Consider the following 18,218-nt stretch of genomic DNA (forward strand, 5'->3'; position numbering starts at 1 on the left):
CTCCCTGAAGGCTTAACCGAATACTTTGAACTTGATAGGTTTGAAGTTACTGAAGGCTCTTATCATATTTATCTTTTAGAAAAAAACATTCATCCTGAGGAATATTCAGGTGAGAAATTGATTTCTAAAGGCTTTTTCGATGAAATTACCGTTCGAGACTTTCCCTTACGTGGCAAGCCTTGTTTTTTGAAAGTGAAGCGACGTAAGTGGCAAAACCTTAATGCCAAAAAGATAGTTTTCAGGGATTGGAACCTGGTTGCCGATGGCACTAAGATGACTACTGAGTTTGCATTTTTTTTTGAAAAGCTATTTGGATTCAAGCCCAATAAGCTGTAAGACTTTAGGTCATTTCTTTGGAGTAGATGGTAARCGCCTTGAGGAACAGTATGCTAGTCATCTAAGTGGGTTCACAGCTTGGGAGCAGTTAGAACATGCGGAGAACTGGATTCTTTTTCCTGAGAATCTTGGTGAATACCTTTCCATTGATGAAACCAGCCTTTCTCAGGGTGAGTTGTACACGGTTCTGACCAATAAGGAAGCAAAAGGTAAAAAGGGTGCTCTGGTCGCCATTGTAAAAGGAACCGAAAGTGAATCGGTTATCAAAGTACTCTCTCAGATTAGGGTGGGCTTGCGCAGGAAAGTGAGAGAGGTTACCCTTGATCTTGCTCCRACAATGGCCCGGATAGTTAAACGGAGCTTCCCTAATGCCAAATTGGTTTCCGATCGTTTCCATGTACAGCAACTCGCTAGTGAAGGCGTTCAGGAAATAAGGATAAGCCATAGATGGGATGCCATCGAGCAGGAAAACAAGGAAATGGAGTTGGCTAAGACCGCGAAAAAACGCTGGGTGCCAGAATTGCTTGAAAATGGTGATACAGTAAAACAATTGCTCGCAAGAAGTAGGTACTTACTGTTCAAGCGAGAGGTCAACTGGACCCCTTCACAATCACACCGGGCAGAGTTATTATTTGGTTTGTATCCTGATCTTGAGCAGGCTTATAAATTAAGTCAGGGTTTGTCCATTATACTCAGTACATCCAAGGACAGGATAGTTGCTTTTAAAAAGCTGGCCATTTGGTATAATCAAGTAGAAGCCGCGGGATTCAAATCGTTTAACACGATTTCAAGAACAATCCAAAACAACTACGAAACCATATTAAACTACTTTACAAATAGAAGCACCAATGCATCTGCTGAATCTTTCAACGCTAAAATAAAAGCATTCAGGGCACAGTTTAGGGGAGTGAGAAATGTAAAATTCTTCTTGTTCAGATTAGCTAAGATTTATGCCTAGTATTAATCCCCAACTTTTTTGCTTGATCCAGGAACTGTTAATGGGAATAGGGGCTCGGGGAAAGCGGTAGCGGTAGACGTTTCTGCCTTTCACAGATCAGATATAACGTTTGCCGGAACTGCTGCGGTTTTAAGCCTGGGACTGAATCTGTCTAATATGGGCACTAAGATGACATATCGCAACACTGGTCAGTCCTATTTCCTGCCTGCAAATATGAAACTAGGGTCTGCACTTAAGATCGGTGAAGGTCAAAACAAGCTTACACTTTTGCTTGATTTTAATAAATTGATGGTTCCCACTCAGCCAGTCTACGATTCAAACGGAAATATAGTAAAAGGCAGAGACCCTGACCGCTCCGTACCATCGGGGATTTTTGGCTCTTTCACCGATGCGCCAGGGGGCTTCCGGGAAGAATTAAAAGAGGTTGGAATATCAACAGGTGCTGAGATGAGTTTCAGGGAGATCCTGTACCTCAGGGCTGGCTACTTATACCAGCATCCTGAAAAGGCAAATACTTCTTATCTCACCCTCGGTCTTGGAATCCATTACAGTAGCCTTTCTCTGGATTTTTCATACCTGGTTGGATCAGGTTATAATCCACTTCGGAATACCCTGCGATTTGGTATACAAACAAAGTTCAGCAGGTCTAAGTAGTTCTAAGGGCCTAGGGCAATGTAATTAAGTTAAGCACCACGGTCGTCAGTCTGAGCGTAGTCGAAGACTTCTTGAGATTGATAAATCGCAAATAAATGCCCTTCGACTACGCTCAGGGTGACATCTTTTTGCGATTTACCCCTTAACTTAATAACATTGGGTGTAGGGTTAGAAACGGCCTCGAAATCGCTGATATTTAGAAATAACGTGTAGGTGTTTTTGTTCGCTGGTAATCCTCCACTGAATCCGGAATCAACGGTCTTTAAAATATTCAATTATAAGTGCTATACTATATTTATTACAGCTTTTAGAAATTCGGGTTATAGACAATTTCAGGAGATATTTTGTAAATATCTCAATACTTCTTCTCGTTTACGGCTCGACACAGGAATTTGGCTATTATCATACATTTGCAGATAGCCCTCTCTAAAATACTTTTTCACGTAGTTAAAATTAATGAGGTATGATTGATGGCAACGTAAAAAGCCCATTGACAACAACATCAACTCATATTCCTTTAAACCTTTAGAAACCAGTATTTCGCGTTTGTCTTTTAAATAGAAAGTAGTGTAACCCTTATCACTTTGGCAATATATAATATCTTCTATCAAAACAATTTCTATATACTCCAGACTTTTTAAAGCTATGCGCTTAGCGTTATTCGTATCGTTCTCCAAATAATGTGTGCGGGCAATTTGTAATTGTTGCTTGTTAAACAGTTCTTGCTCGCGGTGATGATAACATTTATTTAAAACTGTTGCCAATGCAACATCGTCTATCGGTTTTAGCAGGTAGGCAAAAGCCCCTAAATTTAGCGCTTGTATGGCATATTGATCGTAAGCAGTTAAAAATATAACCTGAAAATCTTCTGTATCAATATTATTAAACAGGGTAAAGCTATCACCGTCTTTAAGCCTGATATCGGCCAAAACTATATCCGGCTTTAAAAGCGGAATTTCTTTTGATGCCTCTGCAACATAAGCCGAGTGGCCAACAACCTGAAGAAAACTGATTTTTTGCAACATTTGCAACAAGTGTTGCAATATGAGTACCTCATCTTCAAGAATATAAAGTTTCATCCCGTTTTTAATCATATACCGCTGGAATAGTTATTTGGACTTTTATACCTTTATCGTTATTTATTTTTTTATCTACCATTGCAAAATTAGCCTGCTGACAGTCTAGCTTAAACAACACCTGTAATCTTTGTTTTAATATGACCTGTGCCAACGAGGTTTTACCTGACTGCAATTTGCCTTTTTTGGTAATGCCGCTTCCATTATCGTCCACCGTGATCAATAATTGTTCGTTGGCCAATTTAAACTGAATTTTCAGCATACCTCTATACTGGATATTCCTAAAACCGTGCTCAATGGCATTTTCTATAAAAGGCTGCACAAGCATAGGTGGAATAAGTGTTGATTCTGTATCCAGTTCATCGGCTACAATCTCGTAATCAAAAAGATGGTGATAGCGCATTTGCTGTAGCTGCATATAATTGTGCAATGATGCAATTTCTTCCTCTATGGGTATAAAATCTCTACGACTTTGCTCTAGCACATTGCGAAGTAATTTAGAGAAAAAAGAAAGGTAACGTACCGATTCGGAAGTATCGCCCGATGCGATAAGGCTTTGCAGATTGGCTATGGCGTTGAAAACAAAATGCGGATTTAATTGTGCCTGCAATAATTTTTGCTCTATGTTTAGCCTTTGGTTTTCGCTGCGCAATAATTTGTTTTTCTCTTTTAAACTACGTTGTCTATATATAGTGTAAATTAATGCAATTGTTCCTAAAAACACCATAAGAACCGAAAAAATCAGCCATTTCTGCTGGCGGATAATACTTTCGCTGAGTTGATTTTTGCTTTTTAAAACCGCAATATTTTGGTCTTTTTTTTCCGCTTCGTATTTTTCGTGCAGTTCTTCGGTTTTAACGGCATCAATAGCTTTTAAATTCTCTATTTCTATAGCGTGGGCGGTAATGGCAACGCCCAGTGCTTGTTCATAATCGCCCTTCATGGCATAGGCATCAATTAAGCCCTTGTATAAATAGCTTTTCTGTTTTGCTGGATTGTTACTTTTTGCCAGCTCGATACCTTTTTTAAAATAAAATACGCCACTATCTGGCTGGTTGACATTTAAATAGCTTTTTGCCAAATTATTGCAGGCAACATCGTGCAGCATGTTTATTTTTGCTAAATAGTTGAAGTAAATTTTGCTACTTGCCAAAGAGTTTCGGTAATCTTTTTGCAGGGCATAAATCTGCGATTCGTTATCATACGTACGCGCTAAGGCCATGCTATCGGGAATAGTTTTAGCCAAAAGGCGAGCTTTGGTATTGTAACTGGCCATCTTTTTATAATCCTGAAGTCTGGACGCCAACAAAAAACAGATATCGTAATAGCGTTGCTTAACTACCCTGTGCCAATTGTACGGATGGCGTTGGTAGTAAAGTTCCGAGTAGTAAAGTGCTTGTTTATTATTTTGGTTCTGGTAATAGGCTTTTGCCAATAAATCGTAATACTTGTATACTAATTTGCTCTTTTTACGCTCGGCTATTTGCGTGGCAGCAACAATCTGGTTCATTAATACAGCCTCTACCATTACGCCATTATTTATGGTATGGTCAATGATGCTATAAGTTTTAAGCAAATCGATATCATCCCATTTTTTTTTGCTTTTCATTTTTTTGTATGCAATTATAGCGCTATCTGTTTTTTTTTCGATTTCATAAGTTCTTGCTTTAAAATAATGGTAAAATGGATTGGCGCTATAGTTGGCGTCGAGCTTAAAAACACTATCTTCTTTTAGGATAATGGCCATTCTGCCCTTACCAGGCGGCAGGGTATCCAAGTCGAATATTTTCTGCAGGTAATCCTTTTCTGTAACAGTATTAACCTGTTGGTTTTTAATATCGCTTTTCGGCGTTTTTTTTTGTCCACAGGATGAGACAATGCATAGGGAAATTATAGAAACAGCAATATTTATTTTTAAGCTCATTATTTTTTTAGCTAAGCGGAAAAAGCATTTAATGTAAAACTTTTTTAAAAGTAACAATAGATAACGGATTAGAAACTACCGGTAAATATTCGTTGGGCTTAATTTGATATCCGTAGTTAAACAATCAATATCATAAAATGATGAGTTTAATTATTTCGAATATGAGATGAAACACTACGAATATTTGCACTTAACATTCGGATATGGATTAGGGGTTTGGGTTTGGGATTTTTGTACTGAATTTTAAACTAACAAAAATGAATTAAGACCATCCTTTATCTTACGTAGATTATTAAAAATTTTAACGAAAATGAAAAAAATATTATTCGCACTCGCATTCGCGGTACTAGGTACCGGCGCTTACGCAAAAGATTTAAGATTACCTGTTGCAAAACCGAACTCGGCAAATATTGTTGTGAAAAATTTGCCGCAGCCCAATAAAGTTGAGACTGGAAAGATTGCAAATGAACAACTTGGCCTATTTCGCAGACAGATGAATTTCACATTTACAGATGCTTGTGGAGCACAAACTACAGTATATGTTTCAGGTGCAAGTAGTGCATCTAATCATTCACTATGGCAGTTCGCATGGGATTACTTTAAAGACAATCTTATAACCGGTTGTTTCTGGGTAGGATAATAATAGAAATATAAAGAAAAAAATTATGAGAAAAATATTTTTCGCAGTTATATGCGCACTAATAGGATTTAGTGCATCTGCTAATGATTTAAAATTGAAGGCTTCTCCAGCAGCCAAGTTATTTAAAAATGTTGCAATTGTAAAAAACATCTATTTAGATGTGAACAACAAACAAAGTAGCTTGTTACGCAGGTCAAAAACCTTCCAGTTTACCGACGCATGTGGCACGAAATGGAATATACATGTATCTGGCGCTAACCATGTTGATGATATGACGTTAATGCAATCTGCTGTAAATTATTTTGACAACGGTATTGCTGATGGTTGGTTTGGTGACGGTTGTTTTCACCCCTATTAATATAACATAATTAAGCAAGAGGATGGTTTTTAATTCATTATAAAAAAAATAAGATGCACAGATATTTAAAATTTATTGCACCGGTATTATCCCTGTTCGTTTTATATTCATTTAGCTATAAAAGCACAAAACTGCCCGAGCAACCCACAACTATTGCCTATTACCAGTTTTATCATATAAAAGATACTACACAAAAAGCAAAAGTTTTTAGCGAGGATTTTATTTTGGCATTTAATACTGAGAAAAGCCTTTACACCAGCCAAACTCGCCTAAAACAGGATTCTACCATGCAAGCCATATTAGCGGCTGCAGAAGCAAAAAACAGCGATGTGGTTAATATGGGAACAATATTACCCGTTACAGAAGATGATATTTATGTTGATAAGCTAAAGCTATCGGTAGTAAAAAACCATAGCCAGCAAAGCTATTTAATTAACGAGAGCACAGCAAAAACCAATTGGAAAATTGAAAAAGACACCAAACAATTGTTAGGTTATACCGCACAAATGGCCACTGCAACGGTTAAGGGGCGTAAATATACAGCATGGTTTACTACCGATATAGCCGCAAATTTTGGCCCATGGAAATTAAATGGTTTGCCCGGGCTTATTTTAGAAGCCTACGACGATAATTATTTTATAAAATTTACATGCACCAAAGTGGTAACCACTGGGGGTTTTCAAAATATTACATCGGTAAATATACCAACAAAAATAATTTCAACCTCGTTAAAAGAATACGAACGTATGAGAAAAGCAGAGGCCGAAGGCTTGGATACGGATGTTTTTGGAAGTGGCATTACAATAGATAAAGTTACAAGCAGCGGCGGAGGTAATAACGGTACTGCCTCAAAAAAGAAGTTTACCATGAACTATCCTTTAGAATTAACAAATTAATTAGAAAGCTTGTATTTAAAACATTTTTTAGCAACCTGGGCTTTGTTGTTATCGATTATCTTAGCATCGGCCCAGCAAACATTTACTATAAATGGTGTGGTAAAAGATAGTTTAGCTGTACCGCTTGATGTTGCTACCATTGCAATAGTTACTAAAAATGGTTCGGGTTTAGCCTTTACTAATACCAATCAACAGGGCGTTTTTAGCTGTAAACTCCAAACAAATGACAACAGCCTTTCTATAAAAGTAACAGCAATGGGATATGAACAAAAGATAGTACCTATTAGCAGTTATACAAGCCAGTCTTATACCATCATCCTTAAAAAAAAAGTAAATCTTTTAAAAGAAATTAAGGTTACTTCACTAAAAAAAGTATCGCTTGTTAGCGATACTTTAATTTACAATGTGAAAGCCTTTAAAGAACAAAACGATAGGGTTATTGCCGATTTGATTGGCAGATTGCCTGGCATAAAAATAGACGACAAAGGCGCTATCAGCTATAATGGAAAACCAATATCAAAGGTTTATTTAGATGGCGACAATCTGTTGGATGGCAGATATAAACTGGCCACCAACAATGTACCGGTAAATGCTGTAGAACAAGTACAGGTTATAGAACGGGACCAGCCTATAAAAGCCCTAAATGGATATACCGTTACCAATAACGTTGCCCTAAATCTTAAACTTACCGATAGTGCCCGTGCAATAACCATTAATACTGGCCATGTAGGATTAGGCAACAAAGCCTACACTGGCGAGTTTAACAACATGTTTTTTAAAACGAAAATTAAAAGTATTAACAATCTAAAAGCCAATAACCTTGGCGATAATTTGGAAAGTGAAAATGCAGACATTGGTGTATCGTATAACAATGAGGCCATGTTAAAAACCACCACCCGGTTTCTCTCTGTCGCAAGTAGCGAAACACCTTCACTAGATGAAAAATACTATTTGATGAACAATGATTATGCTGGCAATATTAATGTGTTCCTTAAATTGAAAGCCGATTGGACACTCAGGTTTAATTTGGCTACGTTACAATTGAAAAGGAAATATAACTTTAACAACTCGGTTAATTATTTCCTCAACCAAGATACCATCAGGTACACCGAGATCCAAAACCATTTGCACACGCTCGAACAATGGCAAATACAAAATCAGGTAGAGAAAAACAGTAACACCATTTACGTAAAATCTCTTACCAAGCTAGATATGCCAAAATGGAAAAAAGACGGTAGCACTATACAGAATGAGCAATTGCTTGAACAAAATTTGCCAACCAGTTATTTGTCAGTTAGTAACGAAACAAACGTGATAAAAGCGCTTGGAATAAACAACATAGTGCAATACAATAGCTTGGTGCAGTACTACAGCGCTAACGAGCGTTTAAATGTTATGCCTGGGCTTTATCAGGATATGATCAATAACGGCGAAAACTATCTTTCACTTGAACAACAGGTGCAAACCAAAAACATATTCATCAACCAATCGGCTACGTATAAAACAAAATTCAATAAATTTATACTGTCTGCTGCAATTGGTTTATCGTATGATGCCAACAAGCTAGTCAGTAATTTGTATAGAACAGACTCCTTAAGTGATGTCGCAGCCGTTGGCGATGGGTTTAAAAACGATGTAAAATTTAATAATTTAGGCTTATTCGGCAGGGCATCGGCAACTTACCTGCTCGAGAAAGGTGCCATAATTGCAGAGGCGACGCCAACCCTTAGCTTTATAGATTTTAATGGTAAAACTAATATTATCAACAAGGAAAACAGGTATTTTTTACTTAACCCGGCAATAGATTTTCGTAAAAATTTAGGGCGATACAGTGAGATTAGTTTTAGGTATGCTAAACAGACCACATTTGGAGAAGTGGCAGACATATATCCCGGAAGCATATTAACAAATTATAGGGAGTTTAATTTTAACCAAACAACGCTACCCAAAACAGATATTAATTCGGCAAACATTAGGTTTGGATTTCGTAAACCTTTAGCTATGTTGTTTTATAATTTCAATGTTGGCTACGATAGAACCCAACAGAATTTCATTAATTCTTTTATAATTGATAATGGCTTGACTAAATCAACCGCGATAAATTTTAATAATATTGCAAAAAAATATGCGCTAGGTGGCAATATCTCTAAATATTTATACTTTGCTTCTTTAAATGTATCCGCAAATGCCAGCGGAAGCCTACAACAAGGTTTTAATTTTTATAATAACGAAATACTACCCTTTACGGTAAAAAACATAGCAACTACATTAACGGCCAGGAAAAAAATATTTAATAAAATTACAGTTTCGGTAAGTGGAGAGTGGGCTAGGGTTATAAATGAGCAAAAAACTTTATACGGTAAAATTACAAATACCACACATATCGAAAAGTTAAAAGCGATTTGGCAACACCAGTTAAATCAAACATTATCGTACAATCTGACCTATAGTTACACTTCTTATAAACAACAGTTGCAACAAGCTGTTCAAAATAATTTTTTGGATATGACAGTAAAATTTGCTCCCTTAAAGTTAAAAAGCTTTTTTGAGCTTCAGTGCATCAATTTGATTAACCAGAACAATTACAGGCAACTTAATTCTACTTCTAACCAGTTAATGGTATTCGATGTGCCTTTAAGAGCACGTACATTTCTATTAAAATATACCTTTAGTTTTTAACTCCTAAATATTAAGCATAATAGTTGTTTGGAGAATCGAAGGGTTTGGGCACACTACATCAGAACTTATTGAATTAATGGTTGAGTTTCGCGACCTAACTGAAGGAATTGACCCCTCTACACGAATGCTAGCATATGGTTGATGTTTAGTTCAATATTTGCTAAAAATGAACTGTTGTAGCCATTGGTAAAGCTGAAAATGATGTGCTATATCATGAATTCTGCAATTTATCTCAGCATCCTTAGATGTTCAATAACTTAATATTGGGTTAATATACAACGTTGGTATAGCTTTGTAAGCAGCAGAATTAGAAAATTGAATAAAGTAGAAAGGTAGTCGCATATGAATTATGCGCTGATAGACTATAGGCTGGCACCAACAGCCGTTACGATCCTTTTGATTACACATTATTGTTTTCTGGCATTGGCTCATATTAATTCATTCCAGAGATACATTACCGTTATTTTTTAGCAGCACTGGTAGGGCGGTATGACGAAGGCTATAACCCTTCTGTTACAGCAAAATCTGTGGGGAAACTAAAAACATTCGGTAAGCCCAAGTTAATTTAACGTTAATCTGACGTTTAATATTGATGTAATGATAATTTAACATTAAATTTATCATTGATTAACTTTGTGCCAATGAAATTCCCAGTCTTTCTGTATTATGAACTCCTGGTCAGACTCGCCGAGTTTAGGTCTGATATCGGTGATTTCCGCTCAGTTATTGCTTCCGATTCACATTCGGTACTCACAACAGCTACCGGGTTATTAGAAATACCATCAGCGCTGATGCATCGGCAGTTTAACGATCCGAACACGGTTAGTAAAGAGGAAATCAGGAAGCTTGCGGGTAATTTCAGGTTCCATCATGAGTATCAGGGTATGACCGGGTAGGTTAAGGGTGTATCATCCCAATGGTTTCTTGGGTTTAGCAGTAAAAAGCAAAGTCCGGAAAAAAGCCCGGACTTTACCATTCAAATAAACTTTGCTAACCAAATTATGATGTTACAAAGGTAAAGATGTATTGTTACCCTATTGTTATTGCGATATGAATTTCTGATGTTATTGAATCTATAAATCAGATTGACATATTTATCTGCATTTGGAGTAGGTTCCTCTACTAAATTCTTCACCGGATATCTCAAGGTTTTGAATCAATTTGTAATTATATTCGTGCTCGCAGAAATCTATGGTTTCCTTTTCGCATTTATCAGACGATGAGCTTCTTTTACTTCTCAATAAAGAGAATGAGCTTGCTTTCTCCGAAATTTACAATCGTTACTGGGAAAAAATGTTTTCTTATTCCATTCGGTTGACCAAATCACAAGAGGAATCTGCAGACATAGTACAGGAGATATTCATCTCCCTGTGGAATAGAAAGATCATCAAGCAAATTTCTAGAAAAATGCACAGCCTCGCGAGTAACAATTTTCAAATCTAAAAACCACATAAAAACATCATTTCTAGCTAATAGAGTGGGTTTTGGGGACGTAAGGTTTAAGCTTACGGGTTTCGATGGAAGCAATGAGGCTGCAGTAGATGAATTGACCATGATGATTGATATGGCCAAAACAAAATCGTAGATCGCCTGAGTTCGTTCTCAACCCGGATAGAAATAAATTTTATAGTAAATTAATGCTTATTATTGGATCAATGGTTTGGCCGGAGAGGGTCGAATAGATGGGTTTGTTTAGCTAATTTTAGATTCTTGAAAACATAGGTTTAGTTGATGTCTTTTAGCCAAAAGTATCTTTGATTAAAATGTCAAGTCTCTGGTTCAAAGTTTTCCGGCGAAGGTATTTTGTGGAAAGGCGATAGTCGTTAAATTTTCAAAAATTAGGTGAAGCCATTAATTTTTAAATCATCTACTAGGGACTCAATAAATAATAAAAAGGTTTTTAAATATCGAAAGCACTCCCAATTATGAGTGCACTCTTCTTAGGGATCCCTATTGATTTTATATCAAAATGGCTTTCTCCAGTTAGCTCGACCTGAATTGACAAAATTCTCGTTATAATTTACGCGCTTTCCTTTATCTTTGCCGCTAATTTAATATTCCCAATCGTGATTAATGTAAATAACATCTCCGTTTCATTTGGCGGAACCACCCTTTTTAGCGATGTAACCTTTTCGATAAACGAGAACGATAAAATTGCCTTAATGGGCAAAAATGGTGCAGGCAAGTCGACCATTCTAAAAATCATTGCCGATGTAGCCAAACCTACTTCTGGTAACGTAACTGGTCCGAAAGAAGCTGTGATTGCGTATTTGCCACAACATTTGCTCACTCATGATAATGTTACTGTTTTTGAGGAAACCATGAAAGCTTTTGCAGCGGTAAACCAAATGCAAAAAGAGCTTGATGAGCTGAATGAGCAACTTACTATTCGTACCGATTACGAAAGTGACGATTATATGAAGCTCATTGAACGGGTATCAGAACTGAGCGAGAAATTTTATTCGATTGAAGAAACCAATTATGATGCAGAGGTAGAAAAGGTGTTAAAAGGTTTGGGTTTCGAGCGTAAAGACTTTAGCCGCCAAACTTCTGAGTTTTCGGGCGGATGGCGTATGCGTATCGAGTTAGCCAAAATTTTATTAAAGAAACCTGATCTCATCTTACTGGATGAGCCTACCAACCACATGGATATCGAAAGTATTCAATGGTTGGAAGATTTCCTGATCAATTCGGCAAAGGCGGTGATGGTAATCTCGCACGACCGTACCTTTGTAGATAACATTACAAATCGTACCATTGAGGTAACCATGGGTAGGATATACGATTATAAAGCCAAGTACACCCATTATCTACAACTGCGTGCCGAGCGTCGTGTACACCAGTTGAAAGCTTACGAAGAACAACAACGTTTTATTGCCGATAACCAGGAATTTATCGATCGCTTTAGGGGAACCTATTCTAAAACCTTACAGGTGCAATCGCGTGTAAAAATGCTCGAGAAACTCGATGTAATTGAGATCGATGAAGTGGATACATCGGCATTACGATTGAAATTTCCCCCGTCACCACGCTCTGGTCAATATCCGGTAATGGTAGAGGAACTTACCAAAACTTACGGCGATCATGTTGTTTTCGAAAAAGCATCAATGGTGATCGAACGAGGAGAAAAAGTGGCTTTTGTTGGTAAAAACGGGGAAGGTAAATCGACCATGATTAAAGCCATTATGGCTGAGATTGATTTTGAAGGAGGTTTAAAAGTAGGACATAATGCTAAGATTGGCTACTTTGCCCAAAATCAGGCCGCATTGCTTGATGAGAACCTAACCGTATTCGAAACCATTGATCAAATCCCGTTAAGCGACGGCTCAATAAAAATCAAAGACCTTTTAGGCGCCTTTATGTTCAGCGGCGATGATACCACAAAAAAGGTTAAGGTACTTTCTGGTGGCGAAAAAACCCGTTTGGCCATGATTAAATTGTTGTTAGAACCCGTAAATGTATTAATCCTGGATGAGCCAACCAACCATTTGGATATGAAAACCAAAGACATTATTAAAGATGCGTTGAAAGATTTTGATGGTACTTTAATTTTGGTATCGCATGACCGGGATTTCTTAGATGGACTAGTGCAAAAAGTATTTGAATTTGGTAATAAACGTGTTCGTGAACACTTTGAAGATATTAAAGGATTCTTGGCTTATAAGAAAATGAATAGTTTGAAGGAAATAGAGCAAAGTTAAATGAATTTCCAACACTGAATTTTGAAAGCAGTTCTGAAAAGAGCTGCTTTTTTGTTTAAGACGGATGTAAGATTTTAACTTTAATTCTATTTACTGGACTGAAAATATAAAAGAGAAACATTTGCTTTAAATTAAAGTGACTAAAGACTGTATTATAAAAAACAATTTCTCCTCAGATTTTGTCATGTTGTCCAAAGGACTCCTACGGAGAGCCTCCCGAAGAAATCGGGACAGGTAGTCGAAACACATAAAATCATATTTAACCAAGTCCTTCCACAAGCTACCATTGACAGGTTTCTTTAGGAAGGTCGTCATTCCCGCGCATGCGGGAATCTTAAAGCGACCAGCAAACCCTACCAAGGAATTACGATTCCCAATCGAGTTGGGAATGACGATCCATCGCATATTGTCATTATCACTCTAACTTTTTAGCTAAAAACTGAATTCTCAGGATGACAATTCGATATTTATGATACAGCCTTTACTCATCTACTTTGATATATAGGCTAAGGAACAAGAGCAGTAATTTCTTCTTCGGTGGCTCCCACCTGGCTAACCTCTGTTAGGGCAGCAGCAAAATGATCAATAGTCAAATTTGGTGCTTTACCCATAATCAGCGTATGGCGATCGGTATTCCCTTTGAGTTTTAATGCGCTATTGTCGAGAATTTCAGTATATAAGCCTTCGCAACTGGTGTCGATGTCGGCAACAGCATTTCCCTTAAGAATGATCTGGAGAAATTTAGTGGTGAGCTTTGCTTCTGTTTTTACCACAGCATTTTGATCAGCTTCAATGCGGTAGATGTCGTTTACATAAATAACAAGTTTGCAGGTTTCTTTATTTAGACCGGTAATGCGTAACACTTCGCCCTGCTGTGTAACTTTCACATTTCCAGCGTTATCATCTGCATACGCTATTCCAACGTTGGCTCGCTGTACCAACATTACTTCTACATTCCCCTTTATTACAATTCTTCTAAAGTTTGGGGTCTTGTAAAACATTGTCTCTGTTTTTTCAGTAGCCCATAGGCTTGTTGGAAGGATAGCCGTTAGGGCGATTACGGCAGATGCCATAGCGATTAGCGTTTTAATTGAAGTCTTCATGTTTTTTATCTAAATGTTATTTTGTTGAGCTTATGGTGGTACGCTAATTAAAATCAGCTTACACCAATATTATTCTGTTTCGTGTTTAACCAAGCGGATGCCAAAAAGCAAAAGTGTGCTTAATCGCCTTGTAATGAGTTTTTTTGCTTATTGCTTGTGGTGGCATGTTCATTTCCGAACAGTGGTTGTGCGGGAGCGAACAGTTGTTATGATAGCGCATGTGAATAAAAGCTGAGATAGCCTCAAAATCCTTTATTCGGTGTATTAAGTCTATCTGGACATGCCTGTATCCATAGCGCTGATTGAAGAACTCCATTTAACAGACCTTTATACTACCCAAATGTTAGGCGCAATTAAGCTCCGCGGAAAGGAAAAAGAAAGGCAGCTCGTAGCTGTAAAGGCAGTTTAACATGTCCCAGAGAAATAAATAAAACGCTTTCAAGTAGGATTTTTGATTATTGTCAACCAGATTATAATTTGTAATGAACTGATCTAATCTAATTGTATTATTTTTGTTGCAGCATGAATTGATCGTCTATCCATTCATGTATGTAGGATTTGTTTAATTTGTGATGACTTTAAACAAAGGAGAGGGTAGCATGAAGAATGTTTACCCTTTTTTATTTAATAATTACCAATTAAGAGTTGTCGTTCTGATAAACCCAATCTCACCCCAATAAACACTGTAATAATTTCTTTACGGAAGAAGCAGGACAGAGCAGGTCGCTTATTTTTTTTAATTATTATAGATTGGCTTGATTAACCATTTATAAACCCATATATGTCTTGTTCCCATTTGGGTAACAAGGATATTGTTTAAGCCATCCACTATGTTTGTTTTTACCAATCCGATTAAAACTTCGGGATTTAAAATACTCTTCTTTAGTACCGCGATGTACGCTGGTGTACCTACTTTTGCTCAATATGTTGAACATAAAGGTAATGATGTTACCTCGCCGCTACATTTGCTAAAACCTGCTTATGTTACCCCTTATGGTGAAACAAAAATGGCTGATATTAAAGTATCGTTAGATCGGGTTTTTAATTATCTGGATAAAACAACCCCTTTCGAACTGATAGATAAGGTTTCGGGAAAAGTGGTTTCTGATTTAAAGAAAGCAGATTCCAGTTCGATATTTAAACCTGGAGACTACCGTTTAACGAGTTACGAATGGGGTGTTACTTACACAGGTATGTTAGAAGCCGCTACGGCCACTGGAGATCAGAAATTTAAAGATTATACCGTTAAGCGGGTCAATTTTTTAGCAGCCGTTGTTTCTGCTTATCAAAAATATTTAAAAACAAATAAAGGGGCAATAACGCCCGTTCGTTCGGTAATAGACCCGCATGCATTGGACGATGCAGGTTCTATTGCGGCTGCAATGATCAAAGCACAGCGAACAGGAGAAGTGAAAGCCGATCTCCGCCCGGTTATTGATCATTATTTAAATTACATCATGACCAAAGAGTTCCGTTTGAAAGATGGTACTTTGGCGAGGAACAGGCCACAACCCAATACACTATGGCTTGATGATCTTTACATGAGCCTGCCAGCAATTGCCCAGATGGGGGTGTTAACTGGTGAGGCTAAATATTTTGATGAGGCGGTAAAACAATACAGGCTGTTTGCAGAACGGATGTTTAACCCAGAAAAAGGGCTGTATATGCATGGCTGGGTTCAGGATATGGATCCCCATCCCCAGTTTCATTGGGCTAGGGCCAATGGCTGGGCGCTTATGACCAAAATAGAACTGCTGGATGCCTTGCCTGTAAACCATCCCGATAGACCTTACATCTTGAAAATGTTAAAAGCACATGTAAAAGGCTTGGCAGCTTTACAGGATGGAACAGGTTTTTGGCATCAGCTTTTAGATCGTAACGATTCTTATTTAGAAACCTCTGCTACCGCCATTTATACCTATTGCATTGCTCGTGCAGTAAACAAAGGCTGGCTTGATGCTAAGGCTTACGGCCCAATGGCGCTGTTAGCCTGGAATGCCGTAAGTACTAAAATAAATGCAAACGGTCAGGTAGAAGGTACTTGTGTGGGTACTGGGATGGGCTTCGATCCTGCATTTTATTATTACAGGCCTGTTAATGTTTTTGCTGCCCATAGTTATGGCCCGGTGCTTTTGGCGGGAGCAGAAACTTATCGTTTATTACAACAGCATCCTTTCGTAATAAACGATAGTTCAGTACAGCTGTATAAATAATTAATACAGCTTTTAATCAAAATAACAATGAAATATACATCCTGTTCATTTCTCCTAGCCGTTTTTATTTGCATCGTAGTATTTAACCTTCAATCTGGCTACGCACAGATAGGTAAACGTTTTCCTTCCGAAAGAAAAGTGCTTAAAGATCCGGTTACGGGTGTTGTACTTACTTTTCTAACCAGTACGCCTGCAGGAGATTCAAAGATTTACCAAACGCATAACCAGTGGACTGCTGATGGACAATGGCTCATCTTCCGATCGGACAGGGTTAAAGGAGAGGCAATGGCGGTAAATGAGCAAACTGGAGACCTGGTTCAGGTTACTGAAGGTGGCTACACCGGAATGTTAAATGTGGCCAGAAAATCGATGAAACTATTTTTTATGCGGAATATTGATTCGGACAAACGCGTAGGAGGTATGGTAAAAATTGTAGAGGTAGATCTGGCCAAGGTATTTGCAGATAGTAAATCTGGCAAAATGAAATCTTTATCGGCTTATGAGCGCATTTGTGGAACTACACCTGAAGAAATTGGTGCAGGTGGCGATATGGCACTTGATGGTGACGAAAACTGGGCTTATTTCAGGGTGGGTAAAGAAGCAGCAGCTAAACATCTTGCAGCAGGAATTAAACTGGAACCGAACTTCGGACCACGGAAAATGGGCGCTGGCCCATCTGGTATAGCAGGCATGAATATCCATACCGGCGAAATCAAATATGTAGTTTCCGTTCCTTTTCAAATAGGACATATACAGACCAATCCATGGCTTGCTGGCGAAATTGTTTTTTGCTGGGAAACCGGAGGGAAATCGCCACAACGAACCTGGACCGTATTGGCTGACGGAACAGGGTTACGGCCACTATATCCAGAGGCCGATTATGAATGGGTTACCCACGAAGCCGTAATTTCGCGTGATGAGGTAGCTATGGCCATTATGGGGCACAGGCCTATACCCGGAACTGGTACTGTATCTGCCCCACAAACTGGGGTAAATGGTGCTAATCCAGGGCAAGAAAATGCCTGGGGACCATCAGGTACCCGTGAGAAACCTACCGGGCTCGCCATTGTAAATTTAAGAACAAGGGAAATGAGAATTGAAGGACAAACGCCAACCGGTAGTGGGCTTTGGCATGTGAGTGGTTCGCCAGATGGAAAGTGGGCCGTTGGCGACGATTTTTCGAGAAATATTTATCTGATTAATAGGAAAACGCATGAAATGAAACTGCTCTCGGCAGGGCATAAGCAAACCGCTGCAGATCATCCGCATCCCACCATGAGCCCCGATGGTAAAAAAATCGAAATTCAATCAGCCCTGTTATCAAATGACAACCGATCGATGAATATCTGCGTGATTGCTATACCAGCGAAGTGGATGGATGCTAGATAACTTCTAAGCAAAGCATGGTTACAATTGGGTAATATATGACTACTAATTGCAGGATAACCCTGAAATTGTGTCTTATTCCTATTACTGTTAATATTTTTTTTGATCGGGAATGCAGCTATTAATATTTTTTAACGGCACTCAGCCTTTTGTAAAACGATTTACGTGTACTGTACATAGATATTATCTTTTTGTGATAATATTTTATAGTAAAAAGACAGGATAGTACAGGATGGGAGTTTTGTTCTACCTTTTTATATTTAAGAAATAATTCACTAACCAAATAACTTTTTA

The 18,218-nt window shown here is 38.0% G+C and carries 16 protein-coding genes; 12 read left to right on the forward strand and 4 right to left on the reverse strand.

The window, feature by feature from the left end; genetic code table 11:
* From EZ456_RS23915 to EZ456_RS23925, 3 genes are all read left to right on the forward strand, one after another.
* The coding region (locus EZ456_RS23915; protein WP_131534571.1) for an ISAon1 family transposase N-terminal region protein at window positions 1-336 on the forward strand (336 nt) is incomplete at its 5' end.
* A complete protein-coding gene (locus EZ456_RS23920; RefSeq protein ID WP_131534573.1) occupies window positions 311-1,294 on the forward strand; it encodes an ISAon1 family transposase in 984 nt (327 codons plus the stop codon). The genes EZ456_RS23915 and EZ456_RS23920, both read left to right, overlap by 26 nt.
* Before the next feature lie 18 nt (window positions 1,295-1,312).
* A complete protein-coding gene (locus EZ456_RS23925) occupies window positions 1,313-1,948 on the forward strand; it encodes a PorV/PorQ family protein (RefSeq protein ID WP_131534575.1) in 636 nt (211 codons plus the stop codon).
* 29 nt (window positions 1,949-1,977) lie between these two features.
* On the opposite strand, the gene EZ456_RS23930 is transcribed toward EZ456_RS23925, so the two are convergent.
* Genes EZ456_RS23930 through EZ456_RS23940 form a run of 3 tightly spaced genes read right to left on the reverse strand, consistent with a single transcriptional unit; the run spans window position 1,978 to window position 4,948 of the window.
* On the reverse strand, window positions 1,978-2,223 hold the full coding sequence (locus EZ456_RS23930; RefSeq protein WP_131534577.1) for a hypothetical protein: 246 nt from the start codon (window positions 2,221-2,223) through the stop codon (window positions 1,978-1,980).
* A gap of 57 nt (window positions 2,224-2,280) precedes the next feature.
* Entirely contained in the window at window positions 2,281-3,027 is a 747-nt protein-coding gene (locus tag EZ456_RS23935) for a LytR/AlgR family response regulator transcription factor (protein ID WP_131534579.1), read from the reverse strand.
* A 7-nt stretch (window positions 3,028-3,034) separates the two neighbouring features.
* On the reverse strand, window positions 3,035-4,948 hold the full coding sequence (locus EZ456_RS23940) for a histidine kinase (RefSeq protein ID WP_131534581.1): 1,914 nt from the start codon (window positions 4,946-4,948) through the stop codon (window positions 3,035-3,037).
* Window positions 4,949-5,258: 310 nt separating this feature from the next.
* Here EZ456_RS23940 and EZ456_RS23945 point away from each other — a divergent pair, with 310 nt between their 5' ends.
* The 6 genes from EZ456_RS23945 (at window position 5,259) to EZ456_RS23970 (ending at window position 13,222) form a co-directional block, all read left to right on the forward strand.
* Window positions 5,259-5,588, forward strand: coding sequence for a hypothetical protein (locus tag EZ456_RS23945; RefSeq protein ID WP_131534583.1), 330 nt, complete (start codon window positions 5,259-5,261; stop codon window positions 5,586-5,588).
* A 25-nt stretch (window positions 5,589-5,613) separates the two neighbouring features.
* Window positions 5,614-5,946, forward strand: a complete 333-nt coding sequence (locus EZ456_RS23950) for a hypothetical protein (protein ID WP_131534585.1) — start codon at window positions 5,614-5,616, stop codon at window positions 5,944-5,946.
* Window positions 5,947-5,999: 53 nt separating this feature from the next.
* Window positions 6,000-6,842: a GLPGLI family protein gene (locus EZ456_RS23955; protein ID WP_131534587.1), complete on the forward strand. Its 843-nt coding sequence runs from the start codon at window positions 6,000-6,002 to the stop codon at window positions 6,840-6,842.
* 9 nt (window positions 6,843-6,851) lie between these two features.
* Complete coding sequence (locus EZ456_RS23960; protein WP_131534589.1) at window positions 6,852-9,521, forward strand: hypothetical protein; 2,670 nt, start codon at window positions 6,852-6,854, stop codon at window positions 9,519-9,521.
* A 641-nt stretch (window positions 9,522-10,162) separates the two neighbouring features.
* Window positions 10,163-10,417 (forward strand): hypothetical protein, encoded by a 255-nt coding sequence (locus EZ456_RS23965; RefSeq protein WP_131534591.1) that lies wholly within the window; start codon window positions 10,163-10,165, stop codon window positions 10,415-10,417.
* Between the two features lie 1,170 nt (window positions 10,418-11,587).
* A complete protein-coding gene (locus tag EZ456_RS23970; RefSeq protein WP_131534593.1) occupies window positions 11,588-13,222 on the forward strand; it encodes an ABC-F family ATP-binding cassette domain-containing protein in 1,635 nt (544 codons plus the stop codon).
* 506 nt (window positions 13,223-13,728) lie between these two features.
* Here the strand turns inward: EZ456_RS23970 and EZ456_RS23975 are convergent.
* The gene (locus EZ456_RS23975; RefSeq protein ID WP_131534595.1) at window positions 13,729-14,325 is read right to left on the reverse strand and encodes a GIN domain-containing protein; all 597 of its coding nucleotides are present in this window, start codon (window positions 14,323-14,325) and stop codon (window positions 13,729-13,731) included.
* A 280-nt stretch (window positions 14,326-14,605) separates the two neighbouring features.
* Between EZ456_RS23975 and EZ456_RS25710 the strand changes: the two genes are divergently transcribed.
* From EZ456_RS25710 to EZ456_RS23985, 3 genes are all read left to right on the forward strand, one after another.
* Window positions 14,606-14,734, forward strand: a complete 129-nt coding sequence (locus EZ456_RS25710; RefSeq protein WP_262712028.1) for a hypothetical protein — start codon at window positions 14,606-14,608, stop codon at window positions 14,732-14,734.
* A 421-nt stretch (window positions 14,735-15,155) separates the two neighbouring features.
* Window positions 15,156-16,538, forward strand: a complete 1,383-nt coding sequence (locus EZ456_RS23980) for a glycoside hydrolase family 88/105 protein (protein WP_205945165.1) — start codon at window positions 15,156-15,158, stop codon at window positions 16,536-16,538.
* Between the two features lie 27 nt (window positions 16,539-16,565).
* Window positions 16,566-17,927 (forward strand): TolB-like translocation protein, encoded by a 1,362-nt coding sequence (locus tag EZ456_RS23985; RefSeq protein ID WP_131534597.1) that lies wholly within the window; start codon window positions 16,566-16,568, stop codon window positions 17,925-17,927.
* Window positions 17,928-18,218: the final 291 nt, after the last annotated feature.

The sequence above is a fragment of the Pedobacter psychrodurus genome, assembly GCF_004331735.1.
Lineage (GTDB): Bacteria > Bacteroidota > Bacteroidia > Sphingobacteriales > Sphingobacteriaceae > Pedobacter > Pedobacter psychrodurus.